General features: G+C 28.3%; 26 protein-coding genes and 2 tRNA genes. 17 read left to right on the forward strand and 11 right to left on the reverse strand.

The genetic code is table 11. The features are described from left to right. Window positions 1–222 precede the first annotated feature (222 nt). The 6 genes from ACWI69_RS07675 to ACWI69_RS07700 form a co-directional block, all read right to left on the reverse strand. Window positions 223–378, reverse strand: coding sequence for a hypothetical protein (locus tag ACWI69_RS07675; protein WP_448821253.1), 156 nt, complete (start codon window positions 376–378; stop codon window positions 223–225). A gap of 75 nt (window positions 379–453) precedes the next feature. Continuing rightward, on the reverse strand, window positions 454–777 hold the full coding sequence (locus tag ACWI69_RS07680; protein WP_448821254.1) for a hypothetical protein: 324 nt from the start codon (window positions 775–777) through the stop codon (window positions 454–456). 95 nt (window positions 778–872) lie between these two features. After that, complete coding sequence (locus tag ACWI69_RS07685; RefSeq protein WP_448821255.1) at window positions 873–1,241, reverse strand: hypothetical protein; 369 nt, start codon at window positions 1,239–1,241, stop codon at window positions 873–875. 27 nt (window positions 1,242–1,268) lie between these two features. After that, the gene (locus tag ACWI69_RS07690; protein ID WP_448821256.1) at window positions 1,269–2,237 is read right to left on the reverse strand and encodes a hypothetical protein; all 969 of its coding nucleotides are present in this window, start codon (window positions 2,235–2,237) and stop codon (window positions 1,269–1,271) included. Window positions 2,238–2,527: 290 nt separating this feature from the next. Then, window positions 2,528–3,616, reverse strand: a complete 1,089-nt coding sequence (locus ACWI69_RS07695) for a type I restriction endonuclease (RefSeq protein WP_448821257.1) — start codon at window positions 3,614–3,616, stop codon at window positions 2,528–2,530. A gap of 89 nt (window positions 3,617–3,705) precedes the next feature. Continuing rightward, window positions 3,706–4,401, reverse strand: a complete 696-nt coding sequence (locus ACWI69_RS07700; protein ID WP_448821258.1) for an XRE family transcriptional regulator — start codon at window positions 4,399–4,401, stop codon at window positions 3,706–3,708. Between the two features lie 155 nt (window positions 4,402–4,556). On the opposite strand from ACWI69_RS07700, the gene ACWI69_RS07705 reads away from it, so the two are divergent. The 7 genes from ACWI69_RS07705 to ACWI69_RS07735 all read left to right on the forward strand — a co-directional run bounded on the left by ACWI69_RS07705 (window position 4,557) and on the right by ACWI69_RS07735 (window position 7,352). Then, the gene (locus ACWI69_RS07705; protein ID WP_448821259.1) at window positions 4,557–4,763 is read left to right on the forward strand and encodes a helix-turn-helix domain-containing protein; all 207 of its coding nucleotides are present in this window, start codon (window positions 4,557–4,559) and stop codon (window positions 4,761–4,763) included. Between the two features lie 110 nt (window positions 4,764–4,873). Then, window positions 4,874–5,089, forward strand: coding sequence for a helix-turn-helix domain-containing protein (locus ACWI69_RS07710; protein ID WP_448821260.1), 216 nt, complete (start codon window positions 4,874–4,876; stop codon window positions 5,087–5,089). 252 nt (window positions 5,090–5,341) lie between these two features. Then, complete coding sequence (locus ACWI69_RS07715) at window positions 5,342–5,794, forward strand: hypothetical protein (RefSeq protein ID WP_448821261.1); 453 nt, start codon at window positions 5,342–5,344, stop codon at window positions 5,792–5,794. Between the two features lie 97 nt (window positions 5,795–5,891). Continuing rightward, window positions 5,892–6,020, forward strand: a complete 129-nt coding sequence (locus ACWI69_RS07720) for a hypothetical protein (RefSeq protein ID WP_448821262.1) — start codon at window positions 5,892–5,894, stop codon at window positions 6,018–6,020. A gap of 13 nt (window positions 6,021–6,033) precedes the next feature. Next, window positions 6,034–6,927 (forward strand): hypothetical protein, encoded by an 894-nt coding sequence (locus ACWI69_RS07725; protein WP_448821263.1) that lies wholly within the window; start codon window positions 6,034–6,036, stop codon window positions 6,925–6,927. 11 nt (window positions 6,928–6,938) lie between these two features. Next, entirely contained in the window at window positions 6,939–7,166 is a 228-nt protein-coding gene (locus ACWI69_RS07730) for a hypothetical protein (RefSeq protein ID WP_448821264.1), read from the forward strand. A 48-nt stretch (window positions 7,167–7,214) separates the two neighbouring features. Then, complete coding sequence (locus ACWI69_RS07735; RefSeq protein ID WP_448821265.1) at window positions 7,215–7,352, forward strand: hypothetical protein; 138 nt, start codon at window positions 7,215–7,217, stop codon at window positions 7,350–7,352. On the opposite strand, the gene ACWI69_RS07740 is transcribed toward ACWI69_RS07735, so the two are convergent. Beyond that, window positions 7,330–7,707 carry a hypothetical protein gene (locus ACWI69_RS07740; protein WP_448821266.1) on the reverse strand — a complete coding sequence of 126 codons (378 nt, stop codon included), beginning with the start codon at window positions 7,705–7,707 and terminating at the stop codon, window positions 7,330–7,332. The two genes, ACWI69_RS07735 and ACWI69_RS07740, sit on opposite strands and share 23 nt — an antisense overlap. A gap of 84 nt (window positions 7,708–7,791) precedes the next feature. On the opposite strand from ACWI69_RS07740, the gene ACWI69_RS07745 reads away from it, so the two are divergent. The 9 genes from ACWI69_RS07745 (at window position 7,792) to ACWI69_RS07785 (ending at window position 13,832) form a co-directional block, all read left to right on the forward strand. Next, complete coding sequence (locus tag ACWI69_RS07745) at window positions 7,792–8,490, forward strand: ParA family protein (protein WP_448821267.1); 699 nt, start codon at window positions 7,792–7,794, stop codon at window positions 8,488–8,490. After that, window positions 8,487–9,206 (forward strand): hypothetical protein, encoded by a 720-nt coding sequence (locus tag ACWI69_RS07750; RefSeq protein ID WP_448821268.1) that lies wholly within the window; start codon window positions 8,487–8,489, stop codon window positions 9,204–9,206. The genes ACWI69_RS07745 and ACWI69_RS07750 overlap by 4 nt, the downstream gene beginning before the upstream one ends. A gap of 144 nt (window positions 9,207–9,350) precedes the next feature. Further along, complete coding sequence (locus tag ACWI69_RS07755; protein WP_448821278.1) at window positions 9,351–9,542, forward strand: type II toxin-antitoxin system HicA family toxin; 192 nt, start codon at window positions 9,351–9,353, stop codon at window positions 9,540–9,542. Between the two features lie 38 nt (window positions 9,543–9,580). Further along, on the forward strand, window positions 9,581–9,988 hold the full coding sequence (locus ACWI69_RS07760; RefSeq protein WP_448821269.1) for a type II toxin-antitoxin system HicB family antitoxin: 408 nt from the start codon (window positions 9,581–9,583) through the stop codon (window positions 9,986–9,988). Between the two features lie 71 nt (window positions 9,989–10,059). After that, window positions 10,060–10,584, forward strand: coding sequence for a hypothetical protein (locus ACWI69_RS07765; protein ID WP_448821270.1), 525 nt, complete (start codon window positions 10,060–10,062; stop codon window positions 10,582–10,584). A gap of 53 nt (window positions 10,585–10,637) precedes the next feature. Continuing rightward, window positions 10,638–10,829: a hypothetical protein gene (locus tag ACWI69_RS07770; protein WP_448821271.1), complete on the forward strand. Its 192-nt coding sequence runs from the start codon at window positions 10,638–10,640 to the stop codon at window positions 10,827–10,829. A gap of 78 nt (window positions 10,830–10,907) precedes the next feature. Then, on the forward strand, window positions 10,908–11,927 hold the full coding sequence (locus ACWI69_RS07775) for a tyrosine-type recombinase/integrase (protein ID WP_448821272.1): 1,020 nt from the start codon (window positions 10,908–10,910) through the stop codon (window positions 11,925–11,927). Between the two features lie 134 nt (window positions 11,928–12,061). Further along, entirely contained in the window at window positions 12,062–13,117 is a 1,056-nt protein-coding gene (gene dinB, locus ACWI69_RS07780; RefSeq protein ID WP_448821273.1) for a DNA polymerase IV, read from the forward strand. Between the two features lie 91 nt (window positions 13,118–13,208). Next, on the forward strand, window positions 13,209–13,832 hold the full coding sequence (locus ACWI69_RS07785) for a hypothetical protein (RefSeq protein WP_448821274.1): 624 nt from the start codon (window positions 13,209–13,211) through the stop codon (window positions 13,830–13,832). Between the two features lie 43 nt (window positions 13,833–13,875). Here ACWI69_RS07785 and ACWI69_RS07790 read toward each other — a convergent pair whose 3' ends face one another. Further along, entirely contained in the window at window positions 13,876–14,049 is a 174-nt protein-coding gene (locus ACWI69_RS07790) for a (2Fe-2S)-binding protein (RefSeq protein WP_448821275.1), read from the reverse strand. 136 nt (window positions 14,050–14,185) lie between these two features. Here ACWI69_RS07790 and ACWI69_RS07795 point away from each other — a divergent pair, with 136 nt between their 5' ends. Beyond that, the gene (locus tag ACWI69_RS07795) at window positions 14,186–14,731 is read left to right on the forward strand and encodes a helix-turn-helix domain-containing protein (RefSeq protein ID WP_448821276.1); all 546 of its coding nucleotides are present in this window, start codon (window positions 14,186–14,188) and stop codon (window positions 14,729–14,731) included. A 36-nt stretch (window positions 14,732–14,767) separates the two neighbouring features. On the opposite strand, the gene ACWI69_RS07800 is transcribed toward ACWI69_RS07795, so the two are convergent. The 3 genes from ACWI69_RS07800 to ACWI69_RS07810 all read right to left on the reverse strand — a co-directional run bounded on the left by ACWI69_RS07800 (window position 14,768) and on the right by ACWI69_RS07810 (window position 15,634). Continuing rightward, the gene (locus tag ACWI69_RS07800; protein WP_448821277.1) at window positions 14,768–15,388 is read right to left on the reverse strand and encodes a MarC family protein; all 621 of its coding nucleotides are present in this window, start codon (window positions 15,386–15,388) and stop codon (window positions 14,768–14,770) included. Between the two features lie 85 nt (window positions 15,389–15,473). Further along, a tRNA-Met gene (locus ACWI69_RS07805) sits at window positions 15,474–15,550 on the reverse strand. An 8-nt stretch (window positions 15,551–15,558) separates the two neighbouring features. After that, window positions 15,559–15,634 (reverse strand) — tRNA-Trp (locus tag ACWI69_RS07810). Between the last annotated feature and the right edge of the window lie 57 nt (window positions 15,635–15,691).

Below are 15,691 nucleotides of genomic sequence, written 5' to 3' on the forward strand. Positions count from 1 at the left end.
GGTAACAAAAAAAGACAGCACTTATCCAATCAAAAATTGATTAGATAAGTAACTGTCTCCGACCTTGTTAACTTATTCTAACTGATATGCAGTATAGTACAAAAATATCTTTCCTCATTTGAAACTGACATCCGTCCTTTGTCTCTCATTTGGTATCTTTGTCACCAACTTTTATTTGAGAATAGACTACACTATTCTTTTAAATTTTGCAACTATATTTTTTTAAATTTTTATAATTATTTTTTCAGTAGGGGTAATTTCAGTAAATATTCTTCCATTATTTCCCTTTTCTATTTTTACAATTACAGAGTTGTTAATACTAAGAGTTTCTCCTATTTTATTTAGTAATTTTTCTAAATCGTCATTAAATTTTTTCATGTTACCCCCAATTATTAAACACAAGGTGTTTTACGGGGAATAGATTACACTAAAAAAATTAAAATTGCAAGATTTTTATTTTTCATCGGTTATTTTTCCAGCTAATTTATCGAATATGTTAGGTATTAATCCTTCAGAAAAGCTTCCTAAAACAGACAATATTCCCTCAAGTAAATCATTATTTTTTACTTTAAACTCTATATTTATTAATTCACTTTTATACAGAACAATTAGCATAATGCTACAAAATAAGGAGTTTATATACTTAAAAAATGCAAATATAAAATAAGACCAAACTGTTTCATTAGTATTAAATTCTATTTTATCAATATTTTTTGATATCGATAGAAAGCTTCCTACTCCTGAAAATATAATTAATAGTTTATTATCAAAAATCATTTGTAAAATAGTATTTTCGCTAAAAACTAGAATATATATAAATAAATATAAAAATATAGATAAAAATATAGGTGTAATAAGGTACATAAATTGTTTCAATATTTTTTTCTTGACGTAATTCCATTTTCTAATAATTCTAGCATTTTTTCTGCTGAATCTGAGTCCTTTAATATTGCTAACTTATAAATATAAGCCATTTGTAAATTTAAATCTTTTCTAAATAAGTTAGGAATTAAATTTAACTCTCCATTAACTAATGCAAGTTTTTTTACTTTATTAAGTGAGCTTTCTTCTTCTCCCCTTATTCTATATGTAATTTCTTTATTCTGATTTAAAAAAATAATATAATTTTTAACATTATCATAAAAATATTTTTTTTCTACTCTCGATTCATCGCTAAAATACATTCCTACTGTAACTTCACTAAATTTTGTATTTTTATCAACATACTTTTTTCCAGACATTTCTTACCTCTTTCTAAAGGGTTGTACTTAATTATTACCCTGAGAAACCCCATCATCAATCTTTTCGTGAGGTTCTTTTATCTGTAATTTCCTTTTTAACGCAATATAACTTCCTACTGCCACTCCTCCTATTATTAAAACATCATATATATATTTTACAATTTTTGGATTTCCAAAGTATTCCAATGGACCTGGAGATTGAACATTACTTTTGATATTTAATCTATTTTCCGTATGTGTTTCACTTAAACATTTATTTTTTAAACTATTTATTATATTTTGAAAATCATTAAATTCATCAAATTTAATATTTTCTTTTTTTTCTACTCTAAAAACCATATGCAAATCTTGACCTCGATAGAAAAATGAAAATATTTCCCTATTTATCTCTTCTTTTACTTTTTCATTATTAATTACCGATATTGCATGTCTTGCACTCAAAGCTAATTTAAGCTCTGGTTGGGTCTTTTCTTTATTTATTGTTTTTAACCATTTTACCTTTCTAAATTTATTACAATATCCTAAAGAATCATCAATCATCAATTTTATATTTTTTGATTCCTCAGCTTCTGAAATAACTTTTCCAAATTTAATTTGATTTCTTCCTCTATCTTTTAATACAATGATATCTCCCAATTTAATTTCATCAACAAATCTTTTTAATTTATTAATAGTTAAGGAAACATACTGAATAAATCCTTTATCAGTTTTATATTTTTCTTCTAAATCTGAATATCTTTCTTTGAATAAACCTTTTAACTTATCTTCATTATTTTCTTTTATTTCCTCTAAAGATATTTTATCCCATCCTATCCCTATAACTCCTTCCCTTTCAAAGGAATCGAATAATTCTTCTGATTTTCCAGAAGAAAATAGCCAGTAGCTTTCTTCTCCACTTAAATAATATATCTCTCCTTTTTTTAACGGAACTTTAGTTTCTATAATTTCCCCTATATCATTTTTATAAGCAATGTATTCAATTGTATCATCTTTCATAAAGTTTAATTCTCCCTAATTTCCTATATTATTCCTTTTCTGTTTTTATTTTCTTCTAAATTCAATAACTATCTCATGACATACCAAATCTAAATATTCATCTGTTTTAGTATTTCTACTCAAGCATTTTTTCTTTTCTATAACTATAAGTTGCCTTCAATTCATCCTTTTAAATATTTTTTAAACACTTTTTATCAAAAGTGATTTTTTTAAATTGATATTTTATGTGCCACGATTCAACTCTTCCAATCTCTAAATTCCAGATTTAATTGTTTTTACTTTACTTAATCTTACAAATATAATTTTAATATTGTAAATAAAGTCTCTTTATAGTTATAAATATCATTTAGACCATTTAATAAATATTTAATTTCTTTATTAGTTTTATTCCCATTTATATCTATTTCTGGAAATGATATATATTTATTATCTGTATTGAAACGTAATCTACAAATCCATTTTCTTATGTTTCCATCAAGTAAAATTCCAAAATAACTAATAGTATCTTTATACTCAACTCTCGAAATATCGTTCCCCAGTTTTTCAATTAGTATTGACTTTACAATTCCTAATCCCTCCAATTCTTCTTGAGTTGTTTCAGGCTCATCTTTTATTACTACTTCCTCTACTTCTTCTACAATTACTTGGGTATTATTTAGAGCTGTCGTGTTATTTTCCAATACTCCTTCTAATCGAGTTCTCACTATGTCATTTAAAAATTCATTTAATGATTTTTTTATTATCAGCGAGAACTTATCTTTAACCTTTTGTGTTTTAACCCCTTCGTATATTTCTCCTAAAATATAATTAGAAAATGTTTCACTTGGTTCTTCAAAATCATTTTTTAATAATTTTTTTATTGCACCACTATATTTAAGTTCTTCTGCGGAAGTTAAAATGTTAGAAATATCAAAGTTATTTTTACTAAACTTTTTCAATTCATTAATTTCATTATCTTTAATATTTGATAAATCTATTTCTAAAAATGGTTTTATGTCCATTTTGTTAGGTTCGTCTAAATCTGTAAAAAATTTATATATAATACCGTTTGTTAATATCCCAATCTTAGCTTCTGTTGTATGAAAATACCTCATCAACTGCTTGTCATGCTTATCTAAACTATCATTACAACATTTTGCCTCTATTAAAATTTGTGGTTTATCTTCTTTTAATATCGCATAGTCAACCTTTTCCCCCTTAGAATCTAGTAAATCTGCTGTAAACTCTGGATAAAATTCAAATGGATTTCTTGTATCATATCCAAGAGATTCAAAAAATGGTAAAATAAATGCAGTTTTTGTCATTTCTTCATTTGATATTCGCTCTCTATATAACTCTATTTTTTTTCCTAAATCCTCGATTTTATTTTTTAAGTCCATACTATACCCCTCTTTTTTAATTTAATTTATATTTACTTTAACTAATACCTCAATTATTAATGTGGCAATGACGTAATTTGTCCAAGCCTTTATTTTTTTCCAAACTTTCTTCTACACTCAACAACTACTCCATGATACACCAAATCTGAATATTCATCTGTTGGTACTATTATATCCTCATATTTCACTCTATCTGGATTATCACTCATCAAAATTACATATTTTTCTTTTCTAACTATTCTTTTTATAAAGGTTTGACTATTATATGTAACGACACAAATTTGATTATTTATATTTTTATCATCACAATCTGGATTTACTATTACAAAGTCTCCATCTAATAACGTTGGAAACATTGAATCATCACAAACCTCTACTATAAAAGTCCCCTGTGAAAAATTTTCGTCTGGAATAACTGTTAAGTGCTCCATTCTGAGTATGTTCTCCATATTTATATACCCATTTTCTGCTGCTTTACCGTAGACAGGAAGTTCTATCACTCGGATTTGAACTACATTTACCTCCCCAATTTTAATTTTCTCTTCTAATTTTTTCTTTATGCTATCTGGTGATTTTTCATAATCTAATTTTAATAATAATTCTTTTTTCTCTTCTTCAGAAAAATCTAGAGCATTCATTATTTTTTTTATAGAATCTATCTTTTTTACAATTCCTTTTTCTATATCGGCTATATTTGTATGTGAAAATCCAACTTTATATGCTAAATGTCTTAATGACATTTTTTTTTCTTTTCTTCTATTTTTTAATCTTTCACCTACTGTCATAATCAGCCTCCTTATATTGATTTTACTATATTTAAATATATATTGTAAGAAAAAATAAAGTACTTTTTAAAAAAGTGTAAGATTTTTTTATTGACATTAGTATAAAATTGCTGTATAAATACAGTAAGAAAAAAATACTTACACTAGGAGGAAATATGAATTTAGGAATAGCGCTTAGAATTTCTTTAAAAAATAATAAAATTTCGCAATCGGAATTAGGTCGAAAACTAGGTGTCTCTCGTGGCACTATAAACAAACATCTCCGTCGTTGGGAAAATGGTGAGACTCCTACCTTAACTACTTTGAAAAAATGGTGTTCTGAATTAAAAGAAGATTATAAGAATTTTTTAAAATATATGTAAGTTTTTTTTACTTACTTTAAATTTAAAATTTTTATATAAGTTTTATTTAGTAAATTTAATGATTACTTTTATTTAAACAATTAAGTAATCAATTTACAAAAGGAGGGTTTATGAAAAATAATCAAGAGCTTCACAAAAATATTATTAAAATTATGAAACAGCAAAATATAAGCCAAGCGAAACTTGCAAGAGAACTAAATGTCTCTAGAAGTGATATCTCTATTTTGTTAAAAAGTCTATCTTTAGGAAAAAGTATTACAACTTCTAAATTATTTTTAATCGCTCATATACTAAATGTTGACTTTACCATGATAACTGATAATTAAACACATTTATTTAATAAACACTGAATTGATTAGCATTTTTATTTTATAATTACAGGCAATTTTTTATACGCAGATGTAGCCATAACAATAATTTTTTAGATGGTGGCTTCTAACAAAATTTTTAAACAAAATAACTAGAAAATGAGGGCAACAGTGTACGTTGATTTTATTTTAATCTTTCTTATAGATTTATAGACTAAATAAAATATTAATTAAAAACAGAACTTAAGCAACTAGACAACAGGGGGAAAAATGAGAACAGAAAGTAGCAACTCCTTAGCACTTGAAAGGTCTATGAATCTTCAGTGTCACATTATGACTTTTGAAGAAGCTCTTAGACACGCAAGTGTCAATGATAAATTGGATGATGAAAGAAGAGAAAAAATGTTTGGACTTATGAAATGGAAGTTTGATATGAATATTCATTTTGATAAACAGTTAAAAAAAATCTTGTCTCTAGAAAGTTTGGAAGAAATTAAAAAAAAACTCTTCCCATTAAGAGAAGAGATTAAAAATTTTAACCATAAATTTGAAAAAAGCTTTGAAGTCCTCAAAGCTGATGAACTTTACTATGAGAAAATTGATGATGATGTAAGAACATATTTAATCAATTATGCTGCTAGATGTAGAGAAAAACTAAGAATTGAAAACTCGCTGGTTGAAGAGAAATTAATTAGAGAAAATAAAGAAAATCTAAATAAATAAAAAATGGCAGGTATACTCCCACCAATCTCTCGTAAAGATATTATAGAGTATACCTCCTAAAAATGCAAATACTTTTTGTAATTGGGGAGGTTTTTTTATGAGAATAAAAGTTTTATCAAATATTATAGAAGCGAGTATCTTCCATCAAGGTGAAAGATATTATTTTAAAGGAGATATGGACTCTATTTTTAGAGATGTAAGCGAATTATTAAATGTTAAGTATTAACTGGAGGAACATTATGAATGAAAATAAAAATATCAAATATACAATAGGAGCTGTTCAACAATCTAAAGCTTTAGAATATGATTTAGATTTAAAAGATGCTTTTATTCTTACATACTTAAAAGAACTTACATCTAAAAAACTTATTCAAAAAGTTATTAATAACAATACTTACTATTGGATTGACTATGATGCTTTAATTGACTATATGCCACTTTTAGGAATATCTACAACTAAGGTTATAGGAAGAAGATTTGCAAAATATGAAGAGCTAGGTTTTATAAAAAGACATCTACACAAAAGTTATTCAAAAACTAAAGGACAGTTTTCTGGATCATGGACATTTATAATGTTTGAAGAAAAATTCAATGAATTATTTGAAATTGGAAATATAGCAAATGATACTACAAAAATGGATGAAATACTTGAAGAGATGGGACTTTCTACCGAGGATACTCAAAAGTTCTCTCTGGAGCCACCGAGGGAACTTGAAAGTTCCTTCATTAGAGGGAACTCAAAAGGGCAGTCGGTGAAGCAAGAAAAAGTCAATAACAATGAGGCTTCTCAGGACTTCACCGAGGGAACTCAAAAGTGGTCTGTTAATTCTCCTAATCCTATAAATAATACTCCAATAAAGACGGATGAAAATTTTCTTGATAAAAACCAAGAAGAACAACTTGAAGTAATACGAGCTAAGGTTATAAAAAATATATTTGTTGCCAAAGCTATTCAAAAGAGTTTTGGGAACTCAAAAAACTTTGTAAATACAATTGTGATTCCTTCTATAAAAAAGAACTCCTTTGATACTACTTGTAAAGCTTTTAAAAGCTTATATGACTGTGCTCCATATGAAATCACAAGCATAGCAGGAGTCTTTTATAAAAATCTATTTATTCTTAAAAATGCTTGACTGGAGACCTCATGACTATATATCAAATTGAATTAAAAAAATTAAGAGAATCTTTAAAAAAACAGATTCAAACAAACAAAATTGAAATCTCTAAAATTGAGAGAACTCTAAGAAATCTAAAAAGAAAAAATTCAAAACTTGAAGTTAAAGTTGCTGAAGTGAATGGTGAGATTATTAAAAACAATAACGGTGGTAAAGATGTACCTGTATATTTTTGTGATACCAAGGGTATGATTTAAAATGAATTTTCTTTAAAGCAAATTATTGAAAAAAAGGAGGGAAGCTTTATGAATTTTATAGATAAAGAGAGCATAAGAGCTATCGTTTCTGGAATTATAAGCTGTATAGTGGCTTATTACACAGTGAAAAACATAGAAACATTAACTCTTATCTTTGAATGGATTAAAAATATTTTAGGGTTATAAGGGCTGTTATAATTGATAAAATAGCAGGAAATATTATAGAGCGCATTATTTCAAGAGGCAATTCTTTTGTTATGAACTCTTTATTTCTAATCAATTTATTTTGAAAGATTAATCTTCCGTTATCGGTTATGAAATATATATCCTGATATTCTTTAATATAACCTAAAGCATGATATTCGTTTTCAATTTCAACATACGTTTTCTCTATTAAATTATTTTCAAATAAATTTAAAACTCTAGACTTTGTCACATAATTTTCATCACTAAATTTTATCAATAGAGTTTCAATAGGAATTGGACCATATTTCTTTATATATTTTAATATTTTAAAATCTTTACTAACTAATTCAAACATAAAATCACACTCCATTAGGTTTTTATTTATTATAACTTTTTGGAAAGATATTTACCAAATAATTTAAAAAAAGGGGAGATTAAATTGTCAATAATCTTAGTTAAAAATAATAAAGGGGGAGTTGGTAAGAGCTGGATAACTCTTCAACTTGCTCATGGGCTACAACAAGTGTCTGAAAAAAAAGTCTTGATTGTAACATCTGACAATCAGAATAATATTCTCGAATATTCTGGAAAAGAAAAAATAATTACAAATTCTGGACTTGAAAAATGGATAAAAACAGGAACTGGAGATTTAATAAGATTGAGAGAAAATCTATTTTTTATACCTCTCAAAACATCACACTTGAACTTACACTCCAAAGATAAGTTGAAAGAGCTATTTGAGGCATTTAAACAAGAATACGCGTATATTTTAATCGACTCCACACCCGTTGTTGGAATAGATAAATATTTTGTTGATTTAGCAGACAAAGTAATTGTTCCTGGATTCGCTGACAAGGTAACCATAAATTCCATAACTTCACTTTTAGAAGGTGTTGAAGTTAGGAAAGTTAAATCAGTTATCATAAACAAATGGACTAAAACGGCTAAAGAAAGAGAATACTATGCTGGCTTAAAAGAAGTATTGGAACCCTTTGAAATACTTCTAACTACTCCAATCAATCAAAGTGCTACAATTGGAAGGTTGATTGATGAGGGGAAAACAGTATGGGAGTCTAATTCTAAAAATATCAGGGCAATACAAGAGAGCTTTGTCACTGTAATTGAGGCGATACTATGAACGCGTTAGCTAGTTTAAAGGCACGAGTACAAGAGGATTATCAAAGTTCATTTGAGTTTGAAAAATATGAGATTGAAGAAAATCTTAAAAAAGAGATTATCGAGAATGAAGCTATTATATTTCGGAACTTCCGAAATATGTCTGAATCTATGTATAAGATTTGTAAGGCTTTATATGAAAACTCACTAAAGTTAAAAGCTGAAGGTAGTTTCATGGCTTGGTATGAAAATATTGGACTTAGCAAAGATAAAGTATCTGAGCTTCTAAAAAGATATGATTTATACATGAACTTTCCAGATAAGGCTCAATATGTAACAAGCCTTTCGATTCAAGCAGTTAAGCTTCTAACTGGAAAAGAGTTGGATTTAAATATAGTCTATGATGCCGTAGAATTAGAGATTATAAAAGTTGATGACATTAGATGTTTTATAGAGGATAGAACCGCTTCAAAAGATGAAGTAATTGACTTAGAGGATAATCTTGATTATAAAGTTAATCCACTAATTCAAAAAGAAACTAAGAAGTGTATCAATTATAAAAACTTTGAAAAACTTAAAAAAAATATAACTAATATGGATTCAAAGCAAATATCTCAAGTTGAAAAAGAGATTGATCTATTTGAAAAATATATCAAAGAATTAAAAAAATCTTTAGCTGATAGAAATTTGGATTTTGATAATAAAAATAATTTAAAATTAGTCGAAAAATATGGATAAAAAGATAAAATATAAATTTCATAGAATAAATTGGACTTTGAAAACTGAATAATATCGAGGATTCCTAAAGTAAAAATTTTGGAATGAATAGAAAAAATAAATTATTCTTGACTACGTATTTAATACGTGGTATTATTAATTGAGGTGAAGGAATTGAGCTCAAAAGACCTTATTAAGATACTAAAGGAAGATGGCTGGATACACAAATCTACAGTAGGAAGTCACAAACAATTTGTGCACCCTACAAAATTAGGGAAGGTTACTATTCCAGATCCTAAAAAAGATTTGCCGATTGGAACTATTAATAGTATCTTAAAGCAAGCGGGACTTAAATAGTCCCCGCTTGTCCTCAATAAATTGTATGGAGTGATTTTATGAAAAATAATGTTATTTACCCTATTGTATTGACATATGAAGATAATAATATTTTAGTTACATTCCCAGATTTTTTATATGATAATGTTACATATGGGGAAACTATGGAGGAGGCTATTCAAAATGCTAAAGAAGTTCTAACTCTTGAACTTGCTGAATATTTAGACAGAAAAGAAGAGTTCCCTAAAGCCACATCTGGAAATGATATAAGGAAGTTTTTAAAAAAAAATCAAGAGCTTGTTTATATCGATATGTGGCTTCCATATGAGCTATCACTTAGAAAAACAATTTATAAGAAAAAAACTTTAAGTATACCAACTTGGCTTGATATGCTCGCAACAAATAAAAATATAAACTTTTCAAAAGTATTACAAGACGCTTTAAAAAAAGAATTAAATATAGATTGAATCCAGCCCTCGATATTAATCGGGGGTTTTATATTATAAATTTATAAAAAAGGTAAAGTAGAGGTAAAATAATGGGAAGAGACAATATCGTAAGTTTGTTGGATAAACTTAACAGTGCCATAAGCTTGAGTTACTGGGAACATGAAAATAAAGGTATTTTCTTATTTGACAGTGGCGTATGTGCCCATATTAAGATGTCTAGAAAAACATTTAATGAAATAGAAAGCAAATATTATAAGAATAAATTAAAAAATGTTGTCGTTGATTCTGAAATTAGAAATAAGCAATCTAGAAAAAAGAGAGTCAATTGGGAAGGATTTGAAGAATTATACTACCATGGATACGATTACAAAGATATAGCTAAAATTATAGGTTGTGGCATTGCCAGTGTAGTTAGAAAAGTTTCTGAAGACATATGTTTAGGGGCTCTTAAACCTAGAATTGGTGGAATTTTTTCAGATAGTAGAAAGATAGAACTTTTAAAAGAGATGAAAAAACAAAATAAAACACCAGAAGAGATATCTAAATGTTTTAATTGCCATAAGAATACAATCACAAAAGCAATAAGAACTTTGAAAGATAGAAAGGAACTGTGAGTAAAAAATGAAAGAAATATATTTAACTTGTAGGGAGTCAATAGGAGGAAAATATGGCGTTAGAATGTTTAGTATACACTGTAACTGAAGTTAGCGAGATGTTAAATGTCTCAATACCTACAGCTTATAGAAAAATTAGAGAAATTAATCAAAAAGCGATTACCAAGGGATTTAATAAAAAGTGTATAACATCTGGAAAAGTAAGTAAAAAATTATTTCACGAAGTCTATCCAAATTGTGATTGATAAATTTAATTAAAGAGGGTATCATATTACTGTGAAATATCCCTCTTTTTTATTTTAATAAATTAGGAGGAAATATATATGAAAAATTCAAATGGAAGTGGCTCTATTTCCAAACTAAAAGGAAAAAGAAGGAAGCCATGGGTAGTTAGATTTACAACTGGATACACAAGCGAAGGAAAACAAATAAGAAAATCAATAGGTACTTTTGCTACCAAAAGAGAAGCTCAAGAGGCTTTATATAATTATAGCAAAAATCCATTATTGTATAGTAAAAAAACTTTTAAAAATATTTTGGATCTGTGGTGGGGTACCTACACCAAAAAAGTCACACATAAAACAACTATAAGTACACACATTTATAGAATGAGAGCTTTCGAGTCACTGCACGATAGAGTCATAGCAGATATAAGATTGTTTGAATTGCAAGAGTTATTTGATAATATGACAACATCTTGGAGCTTTAAAAATGGTTGTAAAAGTGTTCTTAATATGATATTTGATTTTGCCTTAAAAAATGAATTTATTAATTCCAATAGAGTTAGCTTTATTGAAATTGGAAAGAAAGAAAAAGTTATTGACAGAAGAGTTTTTACAAAAAAAGAAATCGAGACTTTGTGGGAAAATCTCGATTCTAAATACTGCTATATAGTTTTAATTCTCATCTATACTGGAATGAGAATAGGTGAATTTCTCAATTTAAAAAATGAAGATATTGACCTACATAACTCTTGTCTTACTATAAAAGAAAGTAAGACAAATGCTGGTATTAGAATTATACCAATTTCTTCTAAAATTTTCAATTTATTTGTTGTAAACATGATAAAAGATCAGGATTATTTTGTAAAGGGAGAAACTACCTACCAATTAAGTTATTCTACTTTTAAGCCACGATTCCAGAAGCTACTAAAACTATTGAGTATCGAACCTCACACTATCCATGATACTCGCCATACTTTTGCAACTTTACTAAATAATGCTAACGCAAATCAAAGTGCTATAACTAAATTAATTGGTCACTCAGACTTTTCCATTACAGAAAATGTCTATACTCATAAAGACACTGAGAAGCTAAGAAAAGCTATCGATTTATTATGCTAATTTTGTTACCTACTTGTTACCTAAATAAAAATAATTATGATAAAATTGATAAATAATGACAATTATGATAAATATATAAATTGCAGAAAAGCATTGATTATGCTAAGAACTCAACAAAATAAGGAGGTCCCTAAATGAAAAAAATAATCTGCCACTACGATATGGACGCCTTTTATGCATCTATTGAGATTAGAGATAATCCTAAGTATAAAGATAAGCCCATTGTTATTGCTGGCGGAGTTGTCACAACTGCTAGCTATCCCGCTCGTAAGTTTGGTATTCGCTCCGCTATGAATACCTTAGATGCCAAACGACTATGTCCTAAACTTATTGTCCTCCCTGTAAATAAAGATAAATATAATCATGAGTCCAAAATTATTCAAGACCTTGTTTCAAAGATTACTCACAAAGTTGAATTTATCGCTCTTGATGAAGGATTTATTGATATAACCGATATTATTCCAAAGTTTCAGTCCACTGAGAGTTTCGCTACACTTTTTAGAAAACGAATCTATGAAATTACAGGTCTTACGTGTTCTGTAGGCATTGGTCCCAATAAATTAACAGCTAAAATCGCTTCTGATATAAATAAGCCTAATGGTCAGCATATCTTTAATAATGAAGAGGAATTTGTTGAATTTATAAAGGAAAAAAATATTCGTAAACTTCCTGGCGTTGGGAAACAATTCGAAAAACTTTTAAATAAAAATAACATTCATTTTGTCAAAGATATCTATCCATTTTCATTAAAAGAACTTGTTGCAAAATATGGGACCTCACGTGGAGAATTACTATACACGTACAGCCGTGGAATTGATTATCGTGAAGTAGAATTTAATAGAGCTATTCACTCCATTGGTAATGAAAATACTTTTAGAATTCCACTCGATTCAGAGGAAGAAATTATTAGAGAAATCGATTCTCTTTTTCAGTGGTCGTACAATCGACTTCAGAATAAAAACCTTCTCACTAAAACCGTTTCTTTAAAAGTGCGTTTTAAAAATCGTGAAACTATAACTAGATCTAAAACGCGATTTATTCCTAGCGATAATAGAGAAATTCTAAAAGAAATGCTCGATGAAATCCTAAACTCACTAAACTTAATTAACGATATAAAACTTCTTGGTGTTTCTTTCTCCAATCTGGAGAATCATTCAAATCGACAACTTGTTTTTGAAAAACTTTATTAAGCTATCTATAGTTTTTTAATTTCTTTTAGAAGGAATTAAAAAAAATTTTTGAATAAAAATTATAATTATGACTTATAGGAGGTTTTGAGCTATGGTTAAAAAATTTTCTGTTCTATTTTCTTTTGTATTACTCTTACTTCAAGGTTGTAGTATGTTAAATAGTCGAGTTGTTGCTGTAGATTCATATTCAACTATGCAGGCTTATGCTGGTACTTATTATCTTTCCACTAATACTCCTGGACTTCAACTTCAACAACAGTCATTTGAAACTATTTTACAAAATATGTTACAAGCGAAAGGTTATACTAGGACCTTTAATCAGAAAGGTGCTCTGTATAATATAGTTTATAACTATAAAATTAAAGGTCCTTATACTTCTATTGAATCGTATCCCGCGCCAGTAAATCCATGGTGGAACGGTCCATATGATGGTATTTATAACGGATTTTATGGAGATATGTGGATGAACTCTATAAGTGCTTCAACATATTTTGTTAAAAGGTTAGAGCTTTCAGCTTTTGCTAAGGATAATAATGCTCTTTGGCAAGTTGTTGGAAGTTTAAAAAGTGATGATAGTGATCCTAGAAATGGTTTTCCATATATAGTATCCGCTTTGTCTAATTATATTAACACTAACTCTAACAAAGTGGTCTATCTCAATGTTGAAAAAAACTCACAGACTGGTCAATATACTGCTACACCTTCCATGTGGTAAAAAAATAAGCTCTGTCACCATTTGGTGATAGAGCTTATTTTCACTATTTTTTTTCTTCTATAACTGCCTCTATTCTATCTACACATCTTCCGCAGCCTGATCCTGCTCCTGTCATATCTATTACTTCCACCACTGTTTTAGCTCCATTATCTATTGCAGCTAAAACCTTTCCTAAAGTAACCCCTTTGCAATAACAAATCATTGTATTTTCAGACATCTTTTACCTCCAATATATTTTTTTAAATTATACCACATAAGTATAGTATTTTCAATTTTTTATTTTGTAGTTTTGCAATTATTATAAAAATACGTTATACTGAAACATAAAAACTTATATTTAGGAGATATTTAAAATGAATGACATTAACTTAGGATTACAAATAAAAAAATTTAGAACCAATCAAAATTTAAGCTTAAAAGAACTAGCTGAAAAAATCAAGTCCACTTCTGCTCTTCTGAGCCAAATTGAAAAAGGTGTTACCAATCCATCCATCAACACTTTAAAAAGCCTTTCCAAAGCTTTGAATATACCTCTCTACAAGTTTTTTATTGAAGAAACTTTGAAAAAAGTGCATATAGTTAGAGCTCAAGATAGAACAATTATAAAACCCTCAAAAGGTGAGGGAATTTCCTATGAAATTTTAAGTCCAGAACCTCAAACTGATGTAGAATTTATGATATTAAATCTCGAACCATATGCATTTTCTAAAGAAAAAGAGATAGGACACGAAGGTCAAGAGGTAGCCTTTATACTTGAAGGTCAAGTAAAACTTAATTTAGATAATGAATCCTACATTCTTCTTAAAGGTGATAGTGTAAAAATAGAAAAATTTGTTAAGCATAGTTGGGAAAATTTTTCATCAAAATGTGCAAAAATTATCTTTGCTGTTACTATTTAATCACTAAAATAGGAGAGGTATCACCCTCTCCTAAAACTATTCTAAAAATATCCCTTTTATTCCGGTCGTTATCAATTTCACACCAGCCGACATTATAAATATCTGCATAACTCTTGAAAGTACAAACAGAACAATCTCTCCTAAAACTTTATCTAACCAATCTGAAATATAAAATAAAAATTTCATTATCAAAAATGTCACAGCAACTGCTCCTACGGATATAACTAACCCTGCCTCTTTATGAATAATCATAACTGTTGAAATTGTTCCTGGTCCTACAAGCATAGGAAAAGTTAACGGTGTTATCGCATAACGGATTGCCTCTTTTTCAGACATCACATTCCCTGAACTTTCTTTAGATACTCCAAGTCCCAAAAGATTTCTAAAAGCAACAACAACTAATATCATTCCGCCAGCTATCCGCAACTGATCCATTTCTATCTTATATAGATAGTTCATAAAAAAATCTCCAGCTATTATAAATCCTGTCACTATTCCAAATCCAGAGAGAACTATTGCATTATACATTTTTTTTCTTATCTCAGGGTTTTGATCCTTCGTCAGTGTCATAAATAAAGGCACATTTCCAAATGGATTTAAGATTCCTATAATTGTAAGAACATATGTCATTATATCTATAACGAACCCTTTTCCCATATTTAATTAGTCTCCTCTCTAATCTATCTCTGCATTGTAAGATATAAATAAAAAAAAACTCTTTTTACAGAGCTTAAATTTTAAATGGTGCCTAGAAAAGGATTCGAACCTTCAACCGCTCGGGTATGAACCGAGTGCTCTAGCCAACTGAGCTATCTAGGCAAATTAAATGGCAGGTCAAGAGGGACTCGAACCCCCAACCCTCGGTTTTGGAGACCGATGCTCTACCAATTGAGCCATTGACCTGCATGGTCGGAATAGCAAGATTCGAACTTGCGGCCCCCTGCTCCCAAGGCAGGTGCG

The sequence above is a fragment of the Cetobacterium sp. genome, from assembly GCF_977044495.1.